The sequence below is a fragment of the Alteromonas sp. I10 genome (assembly GCF_003201515.1).
Lineage (GTDB): Bacteria > Pseudomonadota > Gammaproteobacteria > Enterobacterales > Alteromonadaceae > Alteromonas > Alteromonas macleodii.
The window spans coordinates 487,319-511,637 of record NZ_QJJN01000001.1 but is presented as its reverse complement, the minus strand read 5'-3'; the positions used below and the strand labels follow the sequence as shown (position 1 = coordinate 511,637).

Annotated in this window: 25 protein-coding genes and 9 tRNA genes; 15 read left to right on the top strand and 19 right to left on the bottom strand. The window is 43.7% G+C overall.

Features of this window, described 5'->3' with window-relative positions; all coding sequences use genetic code 11:
• The 3 genes from BZA03_RS02205 to BZA03_RS02195 all read left to right on the top strand — a co-directional run bounded on the left by BZA03_RS02205 (position 1) and on the right by BZA03_RS02195 (position 2,191).
• On the top strand, positions 1-657 hold the full coding sequence (locus BZA03_RS02205; RefSeq protein WP_110287851.1) for an arylesterase: 657 nt from the start codon (positions 1-3) through the stop codon (positions 655-657).
• 45 nt (positions 658-702) lie between these two features.
• Positions 703-885, top strand: a complete 183-nt coding sequence (locus BZA03_RS02200) for a hypothetical protein (protein ID WP_080589178.1) — start codon at positions 703-705, stop codon at positions 883-885.
• Between the two features lie 331 nt (positions 886-1,216).
• On the top strand, positions 1,217-2,191 hold the full coding sequence (locus tag BZA03_RS02195; protein ID WP_110287850.1) for a transposase: 975 nt from the start codon (positions 1,217-1,219) through the stop codon (positions 2,189-2,191).
• Between the two features lie 29 nt (positions 2,192-2,220).
• Here BZA03_RS02195 and BZA03_RS02190 read toward each other — a convergent pair whose 3' ends face one another.
• The 9 genes from BZA03_RS02190 to gltX all read right to left on the bottom strand — a co-directional run bounded on the left by BZA03_RS02190 (position 2,221) and on the right by gltX (position 7,365).
• Positions 2,221-3,159 (bottom strand): tRNA-dihydrouridine synthase, encoded by a 939-nt coding sequence (locus BZA03_RS02190; RefSeq protein ID WP_110287849.1) that lies wholly within the window; start codon positions 3,157-3,159, stop codon positions 2,221-2,223.
• A gap of 283 nt (positions 3,160-3,442) precedes the next feature.
• Positions 3,443-3,631, bottom strand: coding sequence for a DUF1289 domain-containing protein (locus BZA03_RS02185; RefSeq protein ID WP_110287848.1), 189 nt, complete (start codon positions 3,629-3,631; stop codon positions 3,443-3,445).
• Positions 3,628-3,849, bottom strand: coding sequence for a hypothetical protein (locus tag BZA03_RS02180; protein ID WP_049586856.1), 222 nt, complete (start codon positions 3,847-3,849; stop codon positions 3,628-3,630). The genes BZA03_RS02185 and BZA03_RS02180 overlap by 4 nt, the downstream gene beginning before the upstream one ends.
• Before the next feature lie 59 nt (positions 3,850-3,908).
• Positions 3,909-4,814 (bottom strand): M14 family metallocarboxypeptidase, encoded by a 906-nt coding sequence (locus tag BZA03_RS02175; protein ID WP_110287847.1) that lies wholly within the window; start codon positions 4,812-4,814, stop codon positions 3,909-3,911.
• Positions 4,815-5,162: 348 nt separating this feature from the next.
• A tRNA-Glu gene (locus BZA03_RS02170) sits at positions 5,163-5,238 on the bottom strand.
• A gap of 156 nt (positions 5,239-5,394) precedes the next feature.
• Positions 5,395-5,470 (bottom strand) — tRNA-Glu (locus BZA03_RS02165).
• 156 nt (positions 5,471-5,626) lie between these two features.
• A tRNA-Glu gene (locus BZA03_RS02160) sits at positions 5,627-5,702 on the bottom strand.
• Positions 5,703-5,794: 92 nt separating this feature from the next.
• Positions 5,795-5,870 (bottom strand) — tRNA-Ala (locus tag BZA03_RS02155).
• Positions 5,871-5,955: 85 nt separating this feature from the next.
• A complete protein-coding gene (gene gltX / locus BZA03_RS02150; protein ID WP_110287846.1) occupies positions 5,956-7,365 on the bottom strand; it encodes a glutamate--tRNA ligase in 1,410 nt (469 codons plus the stop codon).
• A gap of 416 nt (positions 7,366-7,781) precedes the next feature.
• Between gltX and BZA03_RS02145 the strand changes: the two genes are divergently transcribed.
• The 7 genes from BZA03_RS02145 (at position 7,782) to BZA03_RS02115 (ending at position 11,054) form a co-directional block, all read left to right on the top strand.
• The gene (locus BZA03_RS02145) at positions 7,782-8,258 is read left to right on the top strand and encodes a hypothetical protein (protein ID WP_146212358.1); all 477 of its coding nucleotides are present in this window, start codon (positions 7,782-7,784) and stop codon (positions 8,256-8,258) included.
• 400 nt (positions 8,259-8,658) lie between these two features.
• Positions 8,659-8,734: transfer RNA gene (locus tag BZA03_RS02140), tRNA-Val, on the top strand.
• Positions 8,735-8,772: 38 nt separating this feature from the next.
• Positions 8,773-8,848 (top strand) — tRNA-Val (locus tag BZA03_RS02135).
• 36 nt (positions 8,849-8,884) lie between these two features.
• A tRNA-Val gene (locus BZA03_RS02130) sits at positions 8,885-8,960 on the top strand.
• Between the two features lie 36 nt (positions 8,961-8,996).
• A tRNA-Val gene (locus tag BZA03_RS02125) sits at positions 8,997-9,072 on the top strand.
• A gap of 37 nt (positions 9,073-9,109) precedes the next feature.
• A tRNA-Val gene (locus BZA03_RS02120) sits at positions 9,110-9,185 on the top strand.
• 246 nt (positions 9,186-9,431) lie between these two features.
• Positions 9,432-11,054 carry a response regulator gene (locus BZA03_RS02115; protein WP_110287844.1) on the top strand — a complete coding sequence of 541 codons (1,623 nt, stop codon included), beginning with the start codon at positions 9,432-9,434 and terminating at the stop codon, positions 11,052-11,054.
• Between the two features lie 45 nt (positions 11,055-11,099).
• Here the strand turns inward: BZA03_RS02115 and BZA03_RS02110 are convergent, their stop codons facing one another.
• Positions 11,100-11,627, bottom strand: a complete 528-nt coding sequence (locus BZA03_RS02110; RefSeq protein ID WP_110287843.1) for a GNAT family N-acetyltransferase — start codon at positions 11,625-11,627, stop codon at positions 11,100-11,102.
• Positions 11,628-11,755: 128 nt separating this feature from the next.
• Complete coding sequence (gene moaA / locus BZA03_RS02105) at positions 11,756-12,724, bottom strand: GTP 3',8-cyclase MoaA (protein ID WP_101563948.1); 969 nt, start codon at positions 12,722-12,724, stop codon at positions 11,756-11,758.
• 324 nt (positions 12,725-13,048) lie between these two features.
• Between moaA and BZA03_RS02095 the strand changes: the two genes are divergently transcribed.
• The 3 genes from BZA03_RS02095 to BZA03_RS02085 all read left to right on the top strand — a co-directional run bounded on the left by BZA03_RS02095 (position 13,049) and on the right by BZA03_RS02085 (position 15,474).
• Complete coding sequence (locus BZA03_RS02095) at positions 13,049-14,869, top strand: ABC transporter ATP-binding protein/permease (RefSeq protein ID WP_110287842.1); 1,821 nt, start codon at positions 13,049-13,051, stop codon at positions 14,867-14,869.
• Positions 14,870-15,085, top strand: a complete 216-nt coding sequence (locus BZA03_RS02090) for a DUF3820 family protein (protein WP_014948919.1) — start codon at positions 14,870-14,872, stop codon at positions 15,083-15,085.
• A gap of 65 nt (positions 15,086-15,150) precedes the next feature.
• Positions 15,151-15,474, top strand: a complete 324-nt coding sequence (locus tag BZA03_RS02085; protein ID WP_061094648.1) for a hypothetical protein — start codon at positions 15,151-15,153, stop codon at positions 15,472-15,474.
• Here the strand turns inward: BZA03_RS02085 and BZA03_RS02080 are convergent.
• The 4 genes from BZA03_RS02080 to BZA03_RS02065 are packed head-to-tail and all read right to left on the bottom strand — an operon-like array spanning position 15,471 to position 19,186.
• Positions 15,471-16,835, bottom strand: coding sequence for a TrkH family potassium uptake protein (locus BZA03_RS02080; RefSeq protein ID WP_110287841.1), 1,365 nt, complete (start codon positions 16,833-16,835; stop codon positions 15,471-15,473). The genes BZA03_RS02085 and BZA03_RS02080 overlap by 4 nt on opposite strands.
• Positions 16,832-17,488, bottom strand: coding sequence for a TrkA family potassium uptake protein (locus tag BZA03_RS02075; RefSeq protein ID WP_014948916.1), 657 nt, complete (start codon positions 17,486-17,488; stop codon positions 16,832-16,834). The genes BZA03_RS02080 and BZA03_RS02075 overlap by 4 nt, the downstream gene beginning before the upstream one ends.
• A complete protein-coding gene (locus BZA03_RS02070) occupies positions 17,488-18,183 on the bottom strand; it encodes a response regulator transcription factor (RefSeq protein WP_110287840.1) in 696 nt (231 codons plus the stop codon). Before BZA03_RS02070 ends, BZA03_RS02075 begins: the two co-directional genes overlap by 1 nt.
• A 4-nt stretch (positions 18,184-18,187) precedes the next feature.
• Positions 18,188-19,186, bottom strand: a complete 999-nt coding sequence (locus tag BZA03_RS02065) for a DUF4118 domain-containing protein (protein ID WP_110287839.1) — start codon at positions 19,184-19,186, stop codon at positions 18,188-18,190.
• 313 nt (positions 19,187-19,499) lie between these two features.
• Here BZA03_RS02065 and BZA03_RS02060 point away from each other — a divergent pair, with 313 nt between their 5' ends.
• Both BZA03_RS02060 and BZA03_RS02055 read left to right on the top strand, forming a co-directional pair.
• Positions 19,500-19,700, top strand: a complete 201-nt coding sequence (locus BZA03_RS02060) for a hypothetical protein (RefSeq protein WP_014978804.1) — start codon at positions 19,500-19,502, stop codon at positions 19,698-19,700.
• The gene (locus BZA03_RS02055; protein ID WP_039233517.1) at positions 19,697-20,098 is read left to right on the top strand and encodes a hypothetical protein; all 402 of its coding nucleotides are present in this window, start codon (positions 19,697-19,699) and stop codon (positions 20,096-20,098) included. The genes BZA03_RS02060 and BZA03_RS02055 overlap by 4 nt, the downstream gene beginning before the upstream one ends.
• Before the next feature lie 161 nt (positions 20,099-20,259).
• Here BZA03_RS02055 and BZA03_RS02050 read toward each other — a convergent pair whose 3' ends face one another.
• From BZA03_RS02050 to BZA03_RS02035, 4 genes are all read right to left on the bottom strand, one after another.
• Positions 20,260-21,603, bottom strand: coding sequence for a class II 3-deoxy-7-phosphoheptulonate synthase (locus BZA03_RS02050; RefSeq protein ID WP_014976067.1), 1,344 nt, complete (start codon positions 21,601-21,603; stop codon positions 20,260-20,262).
• Between the two features lie 179 nt (positions 21,604-21,782).
• Complete coding sequence (locus tag BZA03_RS02045; protein WP_110287838.1) at positions 21,783-22,733, bottom strand: ABC transporter ATP-binding protein; 951 nt, start codon at positions 22,731-22,733, stop codon at positions 21,783-21,785.
• A gap of 15 nt (positions 22,734-22,748) precedes the next feature.
• Complete coding sequence (locus tag BZA03_RS02040) at positions 22,749-23,726, bottom strand: iron ABC transporter permease (RefSeq protein ID WP_110287837.1); 978 nt, start codon at positions 23,724-23,726, stop codon at positions 22,749-22,751.
• 57 nt (positions 23,727-23,783) lie between these two features.
• The gene (locus tag BZA03_RS02035) at positions 23,784-24,260 is read right to left on the bottom strand and encodes a low molecular weight protein-tyrosine-phosphatase (protein ID WP_110287836.1); all 477 of its coding nucleotides are present in this window, start codon (positions 24,258-24,260) and stop codon (positions 23,784-23,786) included.
• Positions 24,261-24,319: the final 59 nt, after the last annotated feature.

Genomic DNA, 24,319 nt, shown 5'->3' with positions numbered 1-24,319 from the left:
GTGTTTGTTAAATTTCGTTATTTGTTCGCTTTTTTACTTATTCTTTTAATACCCTTTCAAGCGCTATCAGATCAAGCCGAGCAGAGCGACACAAGCGAAAATGCGGTTTTACTTATCTTAGGTGACAGTTTATCCGCGGCTTATGGATTACAGCAACATGAGGGTTGGGTCAGTTTGTTACAAAAGATGTGGCAAGACGACAACATTCCGATTGATATTGTAAATGCTGCGGTAAGCGGAGAGACTACTGACGGTGGTTTAGCGCGATTTCCCCGTTTATTAGAGCAACACAACCCTACCCATGTATTGATTGAACTGGGCGGTAATGACGGCCTTCAGGGCCATAATATCGGTAAGATTAGGGATAATTTAGATTCGCTGGTAAGTGTTGCGAAGGAGAGTAACGCCGTAGTGTTTCTGCAAGAAATGCAAATTCCTTCTAATTACGGCAAGCGCTATACGCAGATGTTTACGCAAAACTTCAATAAAGTAGCGGAAGTTCAGGACGTGCAAAAAATCCCCTTTTTTCTTGAAGAGATAGCGCTAAATAAGGACTTAATGCAAAACGATGGTATTCATCCAAATGCTGAGGCACAGCCTTTGATCGCTAATTTTATGGACAGACACTTAAGAAGTTTAATTCTTAGCGCTCAATAATTGTGCTAATCTTATTAAGTGATTTTTTAAATGCGAGGTTTGTTTATGGACGTTTCTTCTGTTAATTCGTCTCCTGTTTCCACTGTTTTAGAATCGCCACAGCGACCTACTCAACAGGTTGAGCCCCGTAATGTGCAAGAAAGTCGCGAGACTCAGCCCCAGAGCACACAGCAGACCTCAAGCGCTAACGATGGACGTGTGGGCTCTAGGGTTGACGTGTTTGTATAATTTGCCCTTTAAATTAAATTGTTAGGGACAGACACTCGTTGGTACTTTTGCTTAGTCCTCTAGCTAGTAGAGGCGCTTTTGCGATAAGGGAATTAGAAAGGACAGACACACGGTGAATAAGGGTGTCTGTCCTTTTTTTTTGGGGTCAAATTGACTTAACGATTGACGTCTATCCGTTATGAAATTCGAGTGTCTGTCCACGATTGTCAGTTCTGAGATTTGATCGAAAGAGCACTCATGAAAAATAACTGTCCCTAAAACTGTCCCAAAGACCACTTAAAATTGACGTCGTAAATCTCATAATGCTAATAAATAACTATGGGATATGGACATGCCTTTACCTCGTTACAAACAGATAAACACCGATGTCACGCCTTATTACCACTGTATTTCTCGCTGCGTGAGACAATCTTACCTTTGTGGTCGCGATGCTCGCACTGGTATTAACTACGAGCATAGAAGGAAGTGGATTCAAGATAGGCTCCATAAGCTATCGCAGGCTTTTGCCATCGACTTGTGCGCATACGCTGTTATGCACAATCATATTCATGTGGTATTGCATATAGCAAAAGGCAGAGCTGAAGGCTGGACGATGGATGAGGTCTTGCTTCGGTGGAGGATGTTCTATAAATGCCCGCCCGTAGTGCAGCGATATTTAGAAAACTTTGATTCTGTAACGTTAGATGAGCTAGCAGAATTAAAATCACTATCTGTTATATACCGAGAGCGACTTCAAAGCATTAGCTGGTTTATGCGTATGCTCAATGAATACATTGCTCGAAGAGCAAATAAAGAAGATGAATGTAAAGGCTATTTCTGGGAAAGAAGGTTCAAGTCACAAGCTATACTCGATGAGAAAGCACTGGCTAGTGTAATGGCTTACGTAGATTTAAATCCCATTCGAGCAAAAATAGCAACGACGCTAGGCAACTCTCACCATACTAGTATCCAATATCGCTTGAATGCCAAACGCTCGAATAAAACGCCTAAGTTTTTGATGCCCTTTAGCGATAGTCACTACAAGAGCACGGTGCCGTTGCCCTTCGCATTCAGTGATTATTTGCAGCTTATAACTGATACACTTAACGCGGAGCGCAATAACGATACCTGCATAACCCCAAAGCTTCCTAACCGCTTGCTAAGTAAGCTTGGAATGACAAAAGAGAACTGGCAGCTAGTAACCAGTAATTTTGAAACACTTTTTACTGGGCCTGTCGGTTGCCCCGAGATGATGGAGAATTTCGCCAGATGCTGCCAAAGGGCATGTCGCCCAAACGTTGCAAATGCTCAAAGGTATCTGTCGTGAACCTCTAACACCATTGCAAAAGTACTTGGCTAAATATCGGCTTGGCGTGCAAGCACATAAACAATGTCCTGAGATTTCGTTAGGCGCCTTATGTCGTTGAACAGAACTTCAGCTTCAGGGTATTGTCTTTTCAGATAGCCGCACCATTGCTTAATTCGGTTGGGGTAATATTTGCCCTTATCACCAAAAATTTCGTAGCCAGAGTACTGAATCAGCAAAGCAGCCAGTTCAGACCATGGCATAGGTGCTACACCCTCTTTAATACTCAGCGCCAAATTAGGCATTGCCAATGCACCTCGTCCAATCATAAGGTTGGTACACTCTGATTGGCTCTGACATCGCTTAGCGTCTTCAGCGTTCCAAATTTCACCATTTGCAACAAGTGGAATATCGGTGTGTTGCTTTATCTTCGCTATCCAGTCCCAATAAGCCGGTGGTTTATATCCCTCCGTTTTGGTCCGCGCATGAACAACGAGCTCAGAAGCGCCCGCTTCAGTGATAGCTATAGCATTCTCGATAGCTAAAGATTTGTCTTCAAAACCTAGTCTGATTTTGGCTGAAACTGGGATTTCTGCAGGAACAGCGTCCCTTACAGCTTTCACAATGTCATAAAGGGTTTGGGTTTCTTTCAACAAAACCGCCCCGCCCTTACTCTTATTAACTGTTTTGGCAGGGCAACCAAAATTTAGGTCAACACCAGGAGAGCCCAGCTCTATTGCTGTTTGTGCATTCTCTGCAAGCCACTGTGGATGTTGTCCTAATAATTGAACTCGGACAGGCACACCTGCCGGAGTTTTGCCGCCATTATGAAGCTCAGGACAAAGTCTATAAAACGTTTTCTTTGGTAATTTTTGATCGACCACTCTTACAAATTCAGTAACACACTGATCGAAACCACCCACGCGAGTGAGCATATCTCTCATTAAGTGGTCGACAACGCCCTCCATAGGGGCAAGCATTACTTTCATTGCAAACGTCTCAGATTAATAGAACATAAAATTGGCGCGGGAGTTTAGCAAAAAGCACTTATATCAGCCAGGCTTTGATGCTTAGTTTTTCAACTTCTGTGACTGTCTATTTAAGGTGCATTTAAGGTGGTTTTAAATTGCAGCTATTTAAATTTAGCAAGTGTCTGTCCGCTAGACACTTTAATTCATGTGGGAGTGATGCAGGCTTCTAATTCTATACGAATAGAAAAACTTGTGTGTCTGTCCGTTTGTAGAGAAATTTTGATAGAAGTTCGCACTTAGCCTATTTACGAGGCTGTGACTGGGTAGCGGCTTCCTTTTCTAAATTTTCAAGGCGAGTGAATACGGTCTTCTTTTGATTATCGGTGTATGTCCGCCAATTAATGATTTCTTCAATCGTACGTTTACACCCAATGCAAATGTCTCCTTCGGTTAATTTGCACAAGGCTACACAGGGGGAAATTAAGTTCATAAAGCTTCTGTTTTATCCAGACCGTCTTTTTTACTCTTTACTCGCGAAGCTGCGATAGCTGCCATTGTAGTTTCTGATAGCTCTTTATTGGACCACAAACAGACATGACAACCAAAGCGCGATTCAAGATATGAGGAAAACTCAGTGTCTGTCCCACAGTCATACCTCACTAAATTTTGCTTTTTACCGTCGTAAATAACCGCAGAATAAGTAAACACAAAGAGCCTCCTAAAAAAGAGGCTCAAATATACATCTAGACGTCTAAACGTTCAAGCGTCTAATTTAAATAATCGAGTGCAGCGCAAATTGCGGCCACCTGAGCATCATTGCAATTCTCGGGTGTCGCATTATCGCTATCGGGATAGACTTCTGTGGTTGTGACATACTTAGCATCTGTCATACCTCCACAAAGGTACAACGACTTCTTGTCATAGCAAATTACACCTTCACTCACCACATCTGCACCTATAATCTTTCCGTTTTCATCGGCCGGTGCGATATGCGTTACTTTTTTCACAGCCTCAATAACTGCTTTTTGAAACTCTATTTGGGGGCTTGGAGTATTAGCAACCGTATAGAAACCATCTGGAATGTTCCAGTTATCATGGCTCACCCCATCCCGTGCAGCTAGTGCTGGTCTAAACTCACTATTGTCCGTGTCTGTCGTTTCGTGCAAATCAATATGAAGCGTAAGAGATAACGCTATCTCAGATACTAATTGCATAAGCTGAGCAGACTCTGGTGCAGGAGAATCACTGTAAAACGAGCGATTCGGATCTAATGCCATTGGGTTCCATCGATTTATCGACTCGTATCCCCAGGGACTTACACATGGCACCACAACTATATTTACTTGCTCTGCGTACTGAGCCAACTTTGTTTCAATAAATTGAAGCGCTCCTTGCACACCACTGGTTTCGTAGCCGTGAACACCGCCTGTAACGAGTGCAGACGGCTTTTCAGCGTCAAAACTCTTGGGAATTACAGCATATAGTGGGTAACGCGCTGTATCATAAGGAAGTGCGCCATACTGCTTTAACTCAAAGCCTTCAGGGATAATGTTGAAGAGTTTATTAAGTACTTCTTCCTGATAACTTCTTTTCACAGTCTGCTGTGCTTTCCATTGGGCTTTTTCTTCTTCGCCCCACGGCTCACCAGGAGTTCCAATTGGATAATTCTGCATATAACACCTCTTTTGTATTTTTTAGATCATAACAGTTCAACAAGCTCACGTATCTATCACACAAAAGTTTCTTAAAGGGTTGTGACATGAGTTCTTTACGCATTGAACCTCTGAAAAGTACTTGCGCGAAGGTGTTGACGCCTCTTTTGTAAGAATTGCAAATTCCGATGAAAATGATCGGTGTATGTCTAGGTAGATGGTTTAAAGAGGGAAAGAAGAGTGTCTGTCCACTGAAGCTTTCTTAAGATGGCTTTGCATTTATTTGCTTACAGATTTAATTGCAGTGTCTGTCCACAAAGTTTTAAGCCAGAAACAAAAAAACCAGCCGAATGGCTGGTTTTTTCGATATGGCGTCCCCTAGGGGATTCGAACCCCTGTTACCGCCGTGAAAGGGCGGTGTCCTAGGCCTCTAGACGAAGGGGACTGAAAATTTTCTTTCGAAAGCAACGCTTTCGAGATTTCAGTTAGGGAAAGTGAGTCAGCGAACTGAGCGACCTTACCTTACCGAAACTTTCAGTCAGAAGTTGAATAATCAACTCCAGCCTATTTCACAGTTTTAATCGACTGTGACGCGATAAAATGGCGTCCCCTAGGGGATTCGAACCCCTGTTACCGCCGTGAAAGGGCGGTGTCCTAGGCCTCTAGACGAAGGGGACTGAAAATCTTCTTTCGAAAGCAACGCTTTCGAGATTTCAGTTAGGAAAAGTGAGCAAGCGAACTGAGCGACCTTACCTTACCGAAACTTTCAGTCAGAAGTTGATTAATCAACTCCAGCCTATTTCACAGTTTTAATCGACTGTGACGCGATAAAATGGCGTCCCCTAGGGGATTCGAACCCCTGTTACCGCCGTGAAAGGGCGGTGTCCTAGGCCTCTAGACGAAGGGGACTGAATTCTTTCTTCGAAACTAAGTTTTCGAATTTTCAGTCCGAAGCTGCGTTAACAACTTCAGCCTATATCAAACCACATCTCAATGTGACTTGGTGGAGCCAGGCGGGATCGAACCGCCGACCTCCTGCATGCCATGCAGGCGCTCTCCCAGCTGAGCTATGGCCCCATCATGGTACCAGTCATTTTGTGTGACTGTTCCGTGACAGCGGGGCGCATTCTAGGCATCCCCCCCTGTCATGTCAACGCTTTTTTTATGAATTTTCTCTGTTTGCTATAAAAGTAAGCGCTTTGTCGATTCTCTCGCCAATTTTCTCTTTTGAGAGCAGATTCAATGTGATATCTAGAGACGGTGAATTACCGCCACCAGTAACAGCTACACGTAGCGGCATACCTACTTTCCCCATGCCTACTTCCAATTCTTCGGCTGTACTGTTTATAGCAGCCTGAATATTTTCTGGGTTCCACTCTTCAATTGCCATCAATTTATCTTTAACAAGCTCTAATGGGCCGCGAGCGACTGGACGAAGGTGTTTTTTCGCTGCGTTCGCATCAAAATCTTCATAGTCTTGATAAAAGTACGTAGAAATCTCAGCTAATTCTTTAAGCGTTTTTACTCTATCGGCCTGAATAGCGATAATAGATTCGAGCGCTGGGCCTGTCGTTAAATCAACATTCAACTCTTCAAAGTGCCATTTAGCGTGTGACGCAACTTCACTTGCTGGTAATGTCTTAATGTAGTGTTGATTCAACCAGATTAGCTTTTCTGTGTTAAATGCCGATGCAGATTGCCCAATGGCATCTAAGCTGAATTTCTCAATCATTTCATCAACTGAGAAAATTTCTTGGTCGCCGTGAGACCACCCCAACCTAACAAGGTAATTAAGCACAGCTTGCGGTAGGAAACCATCATCGCGATATTGCATCACGCTTACAGCGCCATGACGCTTAGATAACTTCTTGCCGTCATCACCCAAAATCATAGAAACGTGAGCATATTCTGGAACAGGTGCACCAAGCGCTTCAAGAATATTGATTTGACGTGGCGTGTTATTAATATGGTCTTCACCACGAACTACGTGAGTAATACCCATATCCCAATCATCAACAACTACACAGAAGTTATATGTAGGGGTACCGTCAGAGCGCTGAATAATAAGATCGTCTAGCTCAGTATTGCTAATCTCGATTTTTCCACGCACGTGATCATTAATTACCACTTTGCCTTCTAAAGGGTTTTTGAAACGGATAACAAAAGGCTGACCTTCTGGATGATCCGTTCTGTCTCTCCACGTACCTGGGTAGCGAGGCTTCTCACCACGTTCTTTTTGCGCTTCACGAATCGCATCTAACTCTTCAGAGCTCATAAAGCATTTATACGCTTTACCTTCATCCAAAAGCTGCTGAATAAGTTCTTTATATCTATCGAAACGCTCAGTCTGATAGATTGGACCCGTGTCCCACGTTAAACCTAACCATTGCATTCCGTCTAAAATGGCCTGCTTGGCTTCTTCAGTTGAACGTTCAATATCAGTATCTTCAATGCGCAGTACAAACTCGCCACCTTTGCTTTTAGCAAGAAGCCAAGAATAAAGCGCAGTTCGTGCGCCGCCAACGTGAAGATAGCCTGTTGGGCTGGGTGCAAATCGTGTAACAACCGACATGGTCACTCTCTATTGTTAATTTATTTCTAAAGTTGGGCGCATTCTACCAGTGTCCGCGCGACTTCAAAAGTAAGATAAGAATAGAACAATGTAAAAGAGGTGAAGAAAGTGGACAGTCACTTACCTTCAGGCTTATTCTTTCGATATCCATTCTCGCTGAAATGGGCGCACACTTAGATAAATCTATAATCAATTTTTTGAGTAACTATAGGGTAGACACTTTCTTCAATAAGAAAGTGGCTGTCCAAAAAGAGCTGTCTCTTTAATAGAAGTGCTCCATTAAGTAAGTTTAAGTGTCTGTCCCCTTTCCTCTCCAGTTTTGTTGGGTTGAGTAGAGTTTGTAACAGCTGTTTTAGTTATCAATGAATGGTATAAAGATCCTCACAATGTTGAGGTTCTTGGACCTAGGACAAAATGTGAAGAAACTTATTTTATTAGTTGTTTTATTGATAGTTTTTGTTTTTCTTTTACTTCCTCCTCCCGACTTAGAGGAAAAGTACATTAATGAGTTTTATGACAACACTTTAGTATTTGAAAAAATCGAAGATATTGTTTGCCAAGATGTTGAGAAAATCCCTACATTAAGAGCTACACCGGGTAACCTGGAAAACGGTGGATTGGCTCGCTTGCTGAATAAAATGAATGTAGTTCAAATAGTCGTGAAACCGGAAAATCAGATTTGTACAATTACTTTGGTTAGAGATGTTTTAGGCTTTGCTGGTAGCGGCTATAGCTATAAATACAGACTTAATGTTCGCCACCCCATAACCTATGATAAGACAATTCATGGCGTGAAGAAGAACGCTACAGAATCATTAAAGTCTGGAGATAATACAGTAACGTATGATATCCACTTATCAAATAACTGGTATTTAACCTACACTGGGTCATAAGAGTAACAATGACATCAAAATGTGGTAATTACTACACACATACGTAACAGTAGAGGTAAATACTCTCCTTATTAAGAAAGTGGCTGTCCAAAAAGAGCTGTCTCTTTAATTAAAGCTCTCTATTAGGTTGGTTTATGTGTCTGTCCACTAAAATCTGAGGAAGAAGCAAGTGTCTGTCCACTTCTTACCAGTTCGAAGAAACGCACCGTGCAGTTTTTGGATATAAAAGAATTCAAAACGACATTAAAAAACGCTGTTCTTTTCATCAATTTAGTTAAGATGCAGCCAGAGTGTCTAAAATTCGGGCATACAGTCATTTTTCTTTAATTTTATTGTTGACACTAACGGAACCGACTCTATAATACCGCCCCACTTGCTTAGGCAAGCTTTAAAGAAATATGGACGCTTAGCTCAGTTGGGAGAGCATCGCCCTTACAAGGCGAGGGTCACTGGTTCAAGCCCAGTAGCGTCCACCACTTCTTCACCGTGGTTAAATAGTGAAATCAAAAAATATGGACGCTTAGCTCAGTTGGGAGAGCATCGCCCTTACAAGGCGAGGGTCACTGGTTCAAGCCCAGTAGCGTCCACCACTTCCTCACCGTGGTTAAACAGTGAAATCAAAATATGGACGCTTAGCTCAGTTGGGAGAGCATCGCCCTTACAAGGCGAGGGTCACTGGTTCAAGCCCAGTAGCGTCCACCACTTCCTCACCGTGGTTAAACAGTGAAATCAAAATATGGACGCTTAGCTCAGTTGGGAGAGCATCGCCCTTACAAGGCGAGGGTCACTGGTTCAAGCCCAGTAGCGTCCACCACTTCCTCACCGTGGTTAAATAGTGAAATCAAAAATACGGACGCTTAGCTCAGTTGGGAGAGCATCGCCCTTACAAGGCGAGGGTCACTGGTTCAAGCCCAGTAGCGTCCACCATCCCTCTCAATATATCTCAATCTTTAGAAACACAACAATCTAACTCTGTCATAGTCGTTGTCACGTTAAAGCATTTTGGCTACTCCTACCCCAAATCCAGCAATCATTATCAATAACCAGTACTGAAATTCAGCTACGAGCAGCTTCCATTATGCGATAGTCTCCATAAAGAACTATACTTAAGGTGTATTTACCGTGATATGGTAAGAAAAATAAGGGTTCTCATGTTTCAGAGGCTACTAATTGATGAAACTACACTTAGCTAGAAATACTAAGTTGTTAATTGCTGAAGACCAGGTGCTGGCGAAAAGCCATATGCACTATGCACTTGAGCAGTTAGGTTTCAAGAACATGAACTATGTTGATAGGCCCTCTCATGCCCTTTCGGCACTGCAAGAACATGATTATGACGCCATTATCTGCTCTTATAATTTGCGCTCTGAACAAGGCGGTTATTTTTTACTTGAGCAGCTAAACGAAACTCAATCACTACCTCTTACCAGCGCATTCATCTTCACCAGTGCAGATACCTCAGCAGAAGTCGTCCACGCTATCATAGAGTTACAGCCGGATGAGTTTATCGTTAAGCCTTTTTCGGTTAACGAGTTAGACAGGCGACTTTCCAGAGTTTTATCAAGGAAAAAAGCGCTAAAGAATATCTATTCATTCATGGATAAAAAGGACTACGAAAAAGCCCTGGCCGAGGTTGAGTTCTTTCTATTGCAGCCTGAGCAAGCCGAACACTTTCCGCTAGCGATGAAGATTAAAGGCGATTTGTTGATTATCACAGAAAGGTTTCAAGAAGCCGTAGCCTTCTTTGAATCGATAATTAACGTTCAAGATTTTAGCTGGGCAAAAATGGGGATCGCGAAGAGTCTGTTGGCGCTCAATGAATTGGACGATGCCGAAAGAGAAGTTATCCAGTTAGCAATGCGACCTGACTCTGCGCTTGAGGCCTATGATTTACTCGCCAAACTGCAAATTAAGCAGTTAGCTTTTGACGAAGCGCTGGAGTGTACATCGCTGGCGTGCAATATCTCACCTCAAAACATTGCTAGACATAAGTTAGCGATAAATTTGGCGCGGATCACCCATGATTACGAAAGTCAGTTTAACAGCGCTAAAAAGGTGGTCCGCTACGCGAAAGACTCTATCCATGACAAGCCAGATATTTATTTAACTGCCGCAAGAGCGGGTGTTGATTTTGCTATGACATCTGAGCCCGAACACGTAAACAGCATAGTTAAACAAACTAATGAGTATTTGCGACAGTTGAAAAAGGCTCACCCGAAAGCAGCCTTAAACGATGAGCTGACGGTGATTGACGCGCGTCTTCATTATTTGAAAGACGACACAGTGAAAGCACAAATGCTGTTGTCAGATTTTCACACTGATCATGCCCAACACCACTCCACAGAAGCCTTGCTTGATAGAGCCAAAGCCCTTCATGAAGTAGGAATGAAGAAAGAGTCCCTTGCGATTTTAGACGCCATTTCCTCAAGGCAGGATGAGGAGAACGATGAATTAAACCTCATGGCCACCTATTTAAAACAAGAGAAAGAAGAAAAAGAAGCGATTACGCTAAGCCCTAAAATACTTAACAACACCGCCGTTGCACAGTATAAACGGGGTAATTTAGAGCAGTCTTACACAACATTTGCTCAAGCGTTCCGCGTCATGCCTAAAAATCCCTCTATTGCGCTTAACTACCTTCAAGCAATAGTAAGGGCCCGAAAAGCTAACGCGCCTATGCTTCCCGACACCCTTTCGGCCATCAAAAAATGTAGAGAAACACTCGAGTCGGCAGCTTTGTCAGAAGACCAGTATTCTCGCTACGAGAACGTGAAAAGCATTCTAAAGAGCGAATGATAACGTCAGTCATTCCCCTCGCCCTTCTTATACCAATCCGCATACTTAATTAGAATAGACGACTACTGTCTCATGATAGAGTTTGTCTTTATACTCGAGCTCGTGACTAAACCTCATTCCTAGCTTTTTCATAATATTGATAGACGCACTATTTTGCGGGTTAGCAATAGCAGAGAATTTTTCAACACCTATATCATACAGCGCTTCTTTAACAGACTCCGCAGCCTCTGTTGCGTAGCCCTTGCCCCACGTATGGCGCTTAAAACGCCACCCTAGTTCCATATTGTCACTTTCGGGGTGTTGAGTAAAAAAGCCAAAGGGGCGAACTAAAATCCAACCAATGCTTTCCTTTTCGACTAGCGTTTCCACGCGCCACAGTCCCCACCCTAGAGCTGGATTGGAATAGGCTTGGAAACGAGGAACAAAGATTTCCCGAATATCTTCCTTAGAAGACTTCTTGCCACCGTTGATATATTTCATGACAAGCTCATCTTGATCGAGCTCCCATAAAAAGTCTGCGTCTTGTTCGGTGATATAATGGTAGGAAAGACGCGCACTGTCCTTGATATGCATATACTTCCTTTATCGTTATTATTTTTAATATACTTACACCGCTGAATATAGCTCATTTTTACAACAAACCAAACTTATTCGATGTATTTATTTTGCCCTACATTTTCCTTTAACGTAGAGCTAATTAACTAGCCTCCCAGCATGGCAAGGTGCTTGGTTGCCCCTGTTTTACCTTCATGCAAATAGTGTGTTTCGTGTTTTTGACCCAGCACATCTTGTAAAAAAGCGACCACTTCATCCACATGTCCAGTGGCAAGAAGATGTCTCATATCTATCCCATTTTCACTAAACAAGCATAGGTGAAGCTTTCCTGGGGCAGAAACACGTAGTCGATTACAAGTTTTACAAAAATCTTTGCTGTAAGGCATGATTAAGCCAATTTTACCGGCATAGTCAGGGTGGTAAAACTCTTGCGCTGGCCCCGCATCTTTTCTACGCAACAAAGGCTGCCAGCCCATTTCTAACAACGTACTTTTTAGCGGCGTACCACTTTGATGTTGCTTATTGAAAAACTGATTTAAGTCGCCTGTCTCCATTAGCTCTATAAACCGGAGCGTTACTGGCATATCTTTTAGCCAAGCAAGAAACCTATGAAGACGGCTATCTGAAAAATCGTTGAGTAAGACAGAGTTAACTTTCACGTCTAAGCCGGCATCAATCGCTGCGTCTAACCCTCGAAGTACAGCTTTAAGCTTGTCTTGTCCTGTTATAGCGGCAAACTGACGGGGATCTAAACTGTCAATACTTACATTTACTTGGTGTAACCCTGCTTCTTTCCACTGATGCGCAAACTTTTCCATTCGCGCTCCATGTGTTGTCATCGCTACACGTTCGATACCAGGCGTATTACTTGTTAGCTGTAAAATATCAAGAAAGTCTCTTCGCAGCGTTGGTTCGCCGCCTGTTAGGCGCACTTTCGACGTACCTAGCTTAGCGAACGCTTTGAGCAAGGTATCAATTTCGTTTAGCGTCATAAACTGATCGCTCGTCGGGCCTTCATATCCGTCTGGCAAACAGTACTGACAACGAAAGTTGCACGCTTCGGTCACTGACAAACGTAAATAATGAAACTGTCTACCGAAACTATCTTCTAACAAACTAACTCCTTAATCCTGTGCTGCTTAGTCATTCAATTCACGGCTTTCTCAATCTAACAAAAGCCAGTAAAACATTGAGTGAATAACAAGGTAACTAAATTAAACTACCTCTAGTGTACGCGCGGTGAAACCAAAATTAAACACATTCATCGCTATAAATAAGACCATTTTAATCTCTAGCCTATTTCAAAACGTACTTCAAAAAGCGAAAATCGCCCTACACGAGCAGGTTAGCTCAATATCTATTACAACGTTTACGAAAAGCGATTTTTTGAATCAGCGCGTTCCTAACACTGTAAACACAATAATAAAGCACACTATAAAATGAGAAAAAACCGTTTTCCCACCAATGTCGACGAACCTGTTAAATGGCACGTTCTCTCACAGCTTTGGCCTTATCTCCTAGAGTTCAAGCACCGTGTATTTCTTGCTCTACTGTGCCTAGTAGCAGCAAAGCTTGCCAGCATCGGCCTACCCTATGTATTGAAATACACTGTCGATAACTTAAATGGCGACCTAACCACGCTTGCATTAGCGGTACCTATCAGCCTTATCGTTGCCTACGGAACACTGCGTTTACTGAATGTTTTGCTCGGCGAAGTACGCGACACGCTATTTGGACGGGTTACAGAGCGTGCCATGCGCCGCCTTGGACTAAAAGTCTTCAAACATTTGCACAACTTAGACTTGGGCTTTCATTTAAATCGACGCACAGGCGGATTGTCACGAGATATAGAGCGCGGTACCAACGGCGTAAGCTTCCTCATGCGTTTTATGGTGTTTAATATTGTTCCTACCCTATTAGAGATCACTCTTGTTGTAGGCTTACTCTTGTTTCAGTTTGGCGTATCTTTCGCGTTAATTATTGTAGTTAGCGTGGTGGCTTACATTGGCTTTTCGATGAAAGCCACGGATTGGCGCACTCGCTTTGTTACTCAGATGAATGAAGCTGACTCGACCACCAATTCCCGGGCGGTAGACAGCCTGCTAAATTTTGAAACCGTTAAATACTTTAACAACGAATCCTTTGAAGCCAATCGCTACGACACGGATTTAGCTGCATGGGAAAAGGCACGAAGAAAAAACCGCTTGTCGCTATTTGCATTGAATGGCGGCCAAGCCGCCATTATCGCTATCGCCATGACATCTATGATGGCAAACGCCGCCTTTGGCGTCATGAATGGCGAGATGACCATAGGTGACTTTGTTTTGATAAACGCGTTCACTATGCAAATTTTTATGCCCTTAAATTTCTTGGGGTTTGTGTACCGTGAAATTCGAGGGAGCCTTGCGAATATCGATAAGTTGTTTGACCTTCTCGCCCAAACTCCGGCCATAAAAGATGCCCACGACGCTACAGAATTAACCTGTGCGAACCCCGCACTGCAATTTAACAATGTTCATTTTGCATACACTGAGAATCGACAAATACTTAACGACTTAAGCTTTGATGTACCGCCAGGCTCAAAAGTAGCGGTAGTGGGTGAAAGCGGCGCAGGAAAATCAACGCTGATGAAACTACTCTTTCGGTTTTATGAGCCTCAACAGGGCGACATCACGATAAATGGAAAAGACATCGCATCGGTTACGCAACAAAGTCTGCGTTCACATATCGGCATTGTCCCTCAGGATACGGTGCTGTTTAACACTACCTTGCTAGAGAATATTCGCTACGGTAACCCTGACGCCAGCGATGAAGACATTAAACAAGTTATCAAACTCGCGCATCTTGAAGCATTTGTAGAAAGCCTACCTGAAAAGCTAGACACAACGGTAGGTGAGCGAGGCCTAAAACTTTCTGGTGGCGAAAAGCAGCGCGTTTCTATCGCAAGGGCCTTACTTAAAGGCGCGCCAATCATGATTTTTGATGAAGCCACCAGCTCGTTAGACAGCACGTCAGAACGTGCGATATTAGCGGCCCTTCGCGACGCTGCAAAGGGACACACCAGCTTAGTCATCGCCCATAGACTGTCCACAATTGTTGATGCCGACAAGATCCTTGTACTTAAAAACGGTACCATTGTAGAGGAAGGGACACACACTTATTTGCTTGAGCAAGGTGGTGAATACGCAGCACTATGGCAAGCACAGCAGCGTGAAGATGAAGACCTCATCGAAAATTCCAAGACAAAAGGTAATCAGTAAATGGACCCAACGCTTATCAAAGCCGCAATTAACCAAGTGATGCCCTTTGGCAAATACGCTGGAAGACGCCTATTTCATTTACCTGAACCCTATTTGGTCTGGTTTCACAAGCAAGGCTTTCCAGAAAACAAGCTTGGTGAACAGCTCGCTTTAATGTATGAAATTAAGCTAAACGGCTTAGAGTCTGTTGTAGAACCGCTATTAAATGACGACTAGCAATCACAAGGGGACTCAGCGTCCCCTAATGGCAAAATGAGTAAACTCTAACCACACGAAGATTTATGTTAGCAAGACCCAGAAAGCAACGTCGAAGTGACGTAAACGAACGCATCAAAAAAATACACAATGCCATTGCCGACAAACTGATGTTGCAACCAGAACTATTCGAAGAAGTCGAAAAAACATTAGAAACCCGTTATCACAACAAAATGATGCGCTATGGAAGCTACCTTCTTTGGAAAGGAATAATTGAGGCTCGCCATCAACCAGACGTATTTAAGGCGCTTCTTTTGGCTGACGATGAGCGCACAGCCAACTTAAGAAGAGAAACCATCTTCGTCGGTATTTTAAGTGAAGATGAACGAGCCGCCATTTTTGCAGGTTAGCCAATTGCTAGCTTAGCTTCTGGGTATTTAATGCGGCTTATTCGAGGGCTGGCAATAAAATAAGCCAATGTTAAAGGCCCTAATCTACCCGCGTACATCAGTAAGATAATGATCCACTCACCACTGTTTGACAGCTCGCCAGTTAACCCTCTGGAAAGACCCACGGTCCCAAGAGCAGAAACCGCTTCGAACACGATATCCAAAAAGTCAGCTTTTTCTGACATTAATAAAAGAAAAATAGCTATCCACGTAATACCTATGGAAATCATCGTAAGCGCTAGCGCTTTGCTGATAGTGTCATTTGAAATTGTTCTGCCAAAGAGTCGTGGCGCAGCTCCCCGCTGAATATAGTTGTATGCGGCAATGATCAAAACGATGAAAGTCATCAGTTTTATACCGCTTGCGGTACTCATTGAGCCCCCGCCGATAAACATTAGCAACAACATTAATGCTGTCGTTGGATCTTCTAACGACGCTATATCCAGCGTATTAAATCCGGCAGTTCTTGGAGTAACAGCTTGAAACCATGATGCCCATAATGCGCTTTGAGTATCGAGGTTCGCCAAGGTTGCAGGATTATCACTTTCAATAACAAAGATAAGCAAAAAGGCGGTTACATTGACAATTAGCGTACCCAATATCATTGTCTTGGCATACACAGAGATGCGTTGCCATCTGCGCTTTTTATGAAGCTCTATCCAAACGGAGAACCCGAGACCACCAATAATAAATAATGCAGAAATAGTGATGTTGATAACCGGGTCTCCCACATAGGTGGAAAGACTATCCCCACTTAGTGCAAATCCTGCGTTGTTGAACGCAGAGATGGTGTAAAAAAACGCGTGAAATAACGCTTCACTTACTCCTTTTTCCTGCATCCAGTAGGCCGACAGAATACAAAAACCCACTAACTCAACGAAGAAGGCAAAAATCAGTACCGACTTTGCTGTAGACACAAGCGTTGATAAATCTGTTTGATTAAACGCCTCCTTCACTGCCGATTGCTGCAAGAAACTTATTTTACTTCCTAAGGCAATGAGCGTGACGATGGCAAACGTCATCAACCCTAGGCCCCCCAGCTGGATTAAAACCGCAATCACCGCTTGTCCAGCTGTTGTAAAAACAGAACCGGTATCGACTACCACAAGACCCGTTACTGTAACCGCCGATGTGGAAGTAAATAGGCTTTGGATCCACGAGATGGGCTCATGAGTCATCATTGGTAATTTTAGGATAACGGTGCCTAAGAAAATCACCGCCACAAAGCTTAGAGAGAGAATAAGGGGCGGCCCTACCTGAATTTTGTTGATACCTTTAGGCGAGCGCTCTATCGGTCTGTAGCCAGGATCCCATCTGTTCATTGTGCTAGCCTAGGCGCTATTTTAACAAGGTTCTCTCTATGGCCGCAGAGAATAACGGTATCTTTCGAAGTAACTTCAAAGTCTAACGATGGATTATGATGTAGCTGGTGACCTCGCTTAACTAACAAACAAGAGACTTGCCCCTTACCGACGGACAGCACGTCTTTTAAGCGCTGTGAAGAAAAGTGATCAGACAAAATGACATCAACGATATAAACGCCGTGCCCTATACCCAAGTAGTCATTCACCATTGGGTAGTTAAGCGCTTGCGCCACCCTTGCTCCCATCTCTTCTTCAGGATGAATAATTTTCGATACACCCAGCTTGGATAAAATAGCGTGGTGAGCAGAGCTATTAGCTTTCACCCAAATATTGGCTACGCCCAAGTTTTTTAGTGCCAACGTACACAGTAAGCTAGCTTGCATATCCTCGCCAATAGCAACAAGCACGGCTTCGCTCTGACACAAGTTTAATTCCTTGAGTGCACGCTCATCACTGGCATCACACACAACGCACTGTGTAAACTCACCTGCATACTGTTCAACCAGCTTTTCACTTTGGTCAATTCCTGTAACGGTGTGTCCCATATGAATTAACTCTAAACTGGCCGTTAAGCCAAACTTGCCAAGCCCAATTACACTAAAGTGCGACATTAATTAGCCTCCGGTTTATCAACCGCTATTCGGTAGCCTTGTTTAGGCATTGTCTCTATTAAATCTTTCTCGAACGGATCTATCTTCTTTCTAAGCTGTCTTACAAGAACGCGGATGTAGTGGGTGTCTTCACTGTGATGTAGCCCCCATATTCTTCTCAACAATTCTTGCTGACTAATAAACGCCCCAGGATGTTTTGTAAGCTCGTCAAGAAGCTGAACTTCTTTTGGGGCCAGCGCGATAACTTCGCCTTCAACGAGCAGCCGTCGCTCGGTAATATCCAATGCTATCTTGCCAATCTGTCGTGTTGGCGTTGTGGGCTCAACCACAGGATTGAAGTCTCTTAGCAGTACTTTCACTCGGGTGACAAGCTCTCTGATCCCAAAAGGCTTGCTAACATAGTCATTGGCCCCCCGGGACAACAAGTCGACCTTGTCTAACTCCTGATCTCTTGCAGACAACACGAGCACTGGCAGGCGACTAGATTCTCTTATGCGTTTAAGTACTTCACTCCCCTCACCATCAGGTAACCCTAAATCGAGTATGACAAGGTCAGGACGGTGCTGATTAAACAATGACAAAGCTTCTCGAACCGAAGCAGCTTCAACACAAAGGTAGCCTTCTGCACCTAGCGCAATGCTCAGCATCTGACGAATATTCGCATCATCTTCAACAAGTAGAATGGTGTGGCTCATTGCGCTAATTCCTTTTTGGAATTGTAATACTGACGAGAAGGCCTGGTGTGGTATTCGACAGCTTGATAGCACCACCATGGGCGTGAACTATGCCGGCGGCTACGCTTAGCCCTAAGCCAATGCCGCCTTTTCCACTATCGCTGCGACGACTGGTTTGAAAAAGCTGTATTGGCGCTTGTAGCTGTTCATCGCTGATCCCTTCGCCCTTATCAGCTATTTGAAACTTAAACTCTCCATCAGAGTGGCTAACCATCAGCAATACACTGTCATCGCTGAATTTAAGGGCATTATCAATTACGTTAAATAAAGCTTGTTCAAACAGTGATTCAGACACAGTTATACCGCGACTGTCACTGTTGTTGATCACTTTTAGTCGACCACTGTTAATACGACTTTCAAGGTTAACTAAAAAGGCAGTCAGGTTTACATGGGTTAAATTTAGCGTTAACGCGTTATGCTCAATTCGTGTGGCTTGAAGCAGGTTCTCAACGTATACATAAAGGCGCTTCCCTTCATCGTGAACCCCTTTTAACAGTGCCTGTCTCTCAATGTCGTCAAGCTTGTCTTGATATGTCATATAGGTTTCAACAGAACCGATAATGGTAGAGAGCGGCGTACGCAAATCGTGTGACACAGATCGCAGGACACTAGATTGTGTTTTAACAACCTGTAGTGCATGTTGTTGAGAATTTACGTAGACAGCAAGCTCGCTAATGAGGATGGCTACAATGATGAAAACGACAAAATTTATGCTGTCTTCAACTTCTGCAATTTGAAATGAGTGCAAAGGCTCGGTGAAAAAATAATTAAAGCTCAGTGCTCCGGCTACCCCTGCAAGCAAGCCGTAAAACCTTGAGGTCGTTAACGCCACAATGGCACACGCAAGCTGTAGAATGAGCAGAATACCGCCAAGCGGCAGTAACCAGTTGCTAAGTGCTAAACACCCTAAAATAGCCACAGCCATAATAAAGAGTGTATAGAAACCGTGTTTAAATTGGGTCATAGGTCAATCGTGTTTACTTCAACACAACGAGCATATCAACCTAACCTCAAATATACGCGTAAAATTTAGGTAAAAGTCTAATGAACTAACGAGAGAACTGATGAACCTAGCCCCCTTTATTCAGGAGCTTAACAACTAAATGCCTTCCCATTCTATTAAGACAGCCTGCGGCTTCTATCAGTTGTACAGATAATAAAAACTAGCCCTGGATACAGGAGAATTTCCCCTTGCCCACTGATAAGTTTCACTTGCGACGATATGTAACGTTGCTTGGAAACTCAACCAAACAAAGCAATATATAAGGAATGTAACAATGAAAGAACTAACTAACCATGAAGTAAAGCAAGTAAGCGGTGGGAACTACCTAATTGGTGTGGGGTTTGGAGTATTAGGTTCGTACGTGTATGACAGCATAGGTGGGAAGCAAGGGATCGACAACTATATTGAAAACAGTATCGCCTCAGCGAGGTCGAGCATAAACTATTGGAACAGACGTATACTTGGTAAGTCGTGACAAACGTGCTCGTTTCTTTTTTTAGCCATTATGTAAAGTCCAAAGCGATTGGTAAATGGCTTTTTAATGTCGTTTATTATGGTGGTCTCGCACTATGTAGCTACTTTACCTATCTACATACGATGGAGCTGAGAACTGATAATGGTAGTTTGATACTCAACGCTGCACCCAACTTTTTGGCGGTTCCCATAACCTGTTCTTTTGCTTTCGCTGTAACGAATGGCAATAAAAAACTTACCGCGCTCTTTTGCGCATTAGGCGTTATAGGATATGAGCTTATGCAGCTTGGGATGGAAGAGCGAACATTTGATAGCTTTGATGTTTTGTTTTCGGTGTTCGGCTATCAGTTTATGCTGTTAGCCATTACTGTTGAGAGAAAAATCACATCAAGAGCTTAAAGAGTAAATATTTTGAAGAGTGTAAGCTCTAACAACTGGCTTTTGTATAAAACGAAAAAACGGCATCTCAATGATGCCGTTTTTCTAAATTGCCAATGCGATAATGGCTACTTTGAGCATTACGCATTACGCATTACGCATTACGCATTACGCATTACGCATTACGCATTACGCAAATGATCAGCCACCAAGAATGCCATTTCAAGTACTTGGTCTGCATTTAAGCGTGGATCGCATTGCGTTTTGTAGGCTTGCGCTAAGTCTTCATCGCTAATTTCATAAGCGCCGCCAGTACACTCCGTTACGTGCTGACCGGTCATTTCAAGGTGAATACCACCTGCGTGAGTACCTTCTGCTTCGTGAGCTTGGAAGAACTGCTTAATTTCTTTCAAAATTGCATCGAAGTTACGGGTTTTATAGCCGCTAGATGCCGAGAACGTGTTGCCGTGCATCGGGTCAGAGCTCCACACTACGTGTCTGCCTTCAGCTTTCACTTTACGCAATAAGCGTGGCAAATTGTCGGCTAAATTATCTGCGCCCATACGCGTAATTAGCGTTAAACGACCTGGATCATTTAGCGGGTTAAGCGCATCAATCAAACGAATAAGCTCGTCTTCTTGCATGCTTGGCCCCACTTTCACACCAATTGGGTTGTGAATACCACGGAAAAACTCAACGTGCGCATGGTCAAGTTGACGGGTACGCTCGCCAATCCACACCATGTGAGCCGAACAATCGTAAGGCTTACCGGTAAGGGTATCAATACGTGTTAGCGCCTGCTCATAGTTCAACAGCAATGCTTCATGCGACGTAAACAACGACGTTTCATGCAGCGTAGAACTGGTTTGTGCGTTAATACCAATAACATCCATAAACTCAAGGGTGTCTTGAATGCGGTTGGCCATATCAGAATAACGCTCTTTAAGCGGATTGTTTTCAACGAACGCCATGTTCCAGCGGTTAACTTCATGAAGGTCGGCCAAACCACCTTGCGCGAACGCGCGAAGTAAATTCAGTGTTGACGCACTGCGATGGTAGGCTTCCAACAAACGGTCAGGATCTGGTCGACGGGCCGCTTCGGTAAATTCAAAGTTATTGATGATATCACCACGATAGCTTGGCAACGTCACGCCACCGCGGGTTTCGAAATCTGATGAGCGCGGCTTAGCATACTGGCCTGCCATACGGGCAACCTTGGTTACCGGACAACGACCAGCAAAGGTAAGCACAATGGCCATTTGAAGAATAACTTTAAAGGTATCGCGAATTTTTGGCGCATTAAATTCGTCAAACGACTCAGCGCAGTCGCCGCCTTGTAAAAGAAAGCCTTTACCCAAGCTGACTTCACCTAGCTGGCGTCTTAGCTCACGGGCTTCAGCAGCAAATACAAGCGGTGGATAAGAACTTAATGTTTGCTCTACTTCTTTTAAACGTACTTTGTCGTCGTACTCTGGTTGCTGAAGAATAGGTTTATTTCTCCAACTGTCTACTTGCCAATTACTCAACGGTGTTCTCCTGAATAAAAAAACGTAGGGCAAACGTTTTACTGAAAATATTTATTGAAGCTAGATGCTTCGAATAAAAAGACTGTAACGCGCTTAACAGTGCGTCTGTAGCGCTTTTTTCTAATCAGTCTAATGTGAAAATGTGAATCTAAAAAAATGCTGGGGGCACTTTACCACATTTATTCTAGGGAAATAGGTGCGCAAACTTGAATTTCTAGAAAGTTATCGTGCTTGCTTATAGCAAAATGGCATTCAAACACACTTTCTAAGTTTGTTTGCGTGGCCACCTCTTGTGGCTTACCAAACGCTACCATGCGACCTTTTTGCAAAAGCCATAAACTATCGCAATAGTTGGCACTAAGCGCGATATCGTGAGACGTCATAAGTAGGGTATTCCCTTTGTCGCAAAGGAATTTTACCAAACTAGCCAGTGCATATTGATGCCTTATATCAAGTCCTTGCAATGGCTCGTCTAAAAGCACTACCCCCTCTCCGCGCTCTAGCTGCGGCCAAATTTGCAAAAGCGAACGACAAATTTCTACTCGCTGACGCTCACCGCCAGAAAGCTGGGTGACAATTTGGTTCAAGAAACCCGATATTTCGAGCGCTTTTTCTAAAACCGGAGGAATTAGTTCATCTTGCTGTGCTGTTGCATAAAAGCTTAGGTATTCTTTTACCGACAAGTGAAAACCACTTTCGCTTTGTTGCGCTAATAAGGTGCGCACACTCGCAAGTGTTGCCAGCGACCAATCGTTCATTGGTTTGCCTAGCAGCATGACGGTGCCCTCATCAGCGTCAATAAGGCCCGCAAGGGTAAGCAACAGTGTTGATTTCCCTGCCCCATTTGGCCCTATAATGTGAACGCACTCGCCTTTTTTTGCACGTAAACCTTCCACCGAAAGTCGCGATGCCACTTTTACATTCTGTAAGCTTAAAACGGTACGACTATCTGCTAGGTTATGGCTATTCGCTGGGCTATTGCTATCCGCTTCGCTTGGACTTTCTCCTACACCATTTTTGCTGCTGTTTTGCTTTGTGTTAACACCAAGTGCGGCATGGCCACTTGTATTTATTTTTACATCGCTGGTCGAAACTGGGCGTTGGTGGGTAGTACTATTGTTTGTCGTCATTTCATTTCCCCTCCACTACCCTTTTATTTGACCTTTAGCTAATGCCCAAATTAATAATGGACCGCCTAACGTAGCTGTTACCATAGACACCGGAAGCGTAATGGCACGGGTCATTTCAGAGCTTAACGCAACCAGCATCAGCAGACTTGCACCACTCAATGCACTTAACGGCAACAAATAGCGATTATTATGCCCGATGATCAAACGTAAGATATGCGGTACTAACAAGCCAACAAAAGCAATAGAGCCTGCCATAGACACCGCAGTACCTACAGCAATAGCACAGACAATGAGTGCGCGCTCAGTGAGTTTCTCCACATCCACACCACTGCTTTTTGCTGCAAGTTCACCGGCATAGAGCTTGTTTAAATCGCCAGCGAAATAAAGCTGTAATGCGACAGCAACAGCGATTAACGGACCACCCACTGCCAAAATTAACCAGTTAGTTTGGTACAAACTACCCATTAACCAGAAAGTAAGATTGCGCAGGGCATTAGCGTCGCTGAACATGTAAAGCCACGCTATAACGGCGCCGCTAAGAGTAGAGATGGCAATACCAGCTAGAATAACAGCCGTAGAGGAGCCCAGCAGCTTTCTTGCTAAGCGGTAGATAATAAATGTAGATAACAACGCACCAATAAAACATCCCAAAGGCAGCAAATAGTGTAGGTACGCTGTAGCCCATTGTGGGGTTAGCAGTAGCAAAAGCGCAGCAACCAAGCTTGCGCCACTCGTAATGCCAATAATTCCCGGATCTACCAGGGGATTTCGCAGTACTACTTGCAAGGTAGCGCCACTTGTAGACAGTGCCGCCCCTACTAAACACGCAGTAAGAATAAGTGGTATTTGAAGCTGAACAATAATATGCTGTTTTAGTTCAGCCGCCGTATCAGACAGCCCTGTCACGCTAACAATCCCTACCACACCGATGACGAGTGACAAAAGTACTGTTATTACAACCAAAGTGACGGCGGTGCGTTTAGTTCCTGTCATTGTCAATATGGGTTCTCAACGTGGGCTCTCGAGATGGTGTATCAATATGACTTACGTTTATTGTTGTTGGGTTTGCTTAATATGCGTAATCAAACCGTCCGACGCTTCTTCGATAAGATCTAACACCAGCTCAAAGCCGCGCTTGCCACCATAATATGGATCAGGTACTTCCTTATCGTCTACATTTGCAAAATCAAGAAACAGCTTAATTTTATCGTGGTACTGGCTTGGCGACATACCGTGCAAATTAGCAAGGTTGCTGTTATCCATGGCAAGAATGAAATCAAATCGCTCAAAGTCGCTTTCATCCACACGTCGGCATTTTAGCCCTTTGAAACTGTAGCCTCGTTCTACGCCTGCGGCTTGCGAACGCTTATCGGGCGGGTTACCAATGTGATAGCCGTGGGTTCCCGCTGAGTCAATTTCAATATTTAATCCGGCTTGTGCAGCCTTGTGTTTGAACACGGCTTCTGCGGTTGGAGAACGACAAATATTACCCAAACACACGAACAACACCGATGTAGATTGTTTCATTCAAAATCCTATTTCAACGCAGTGACGGAGCGCGACTAAACTTTATGCCTAGTTTCACG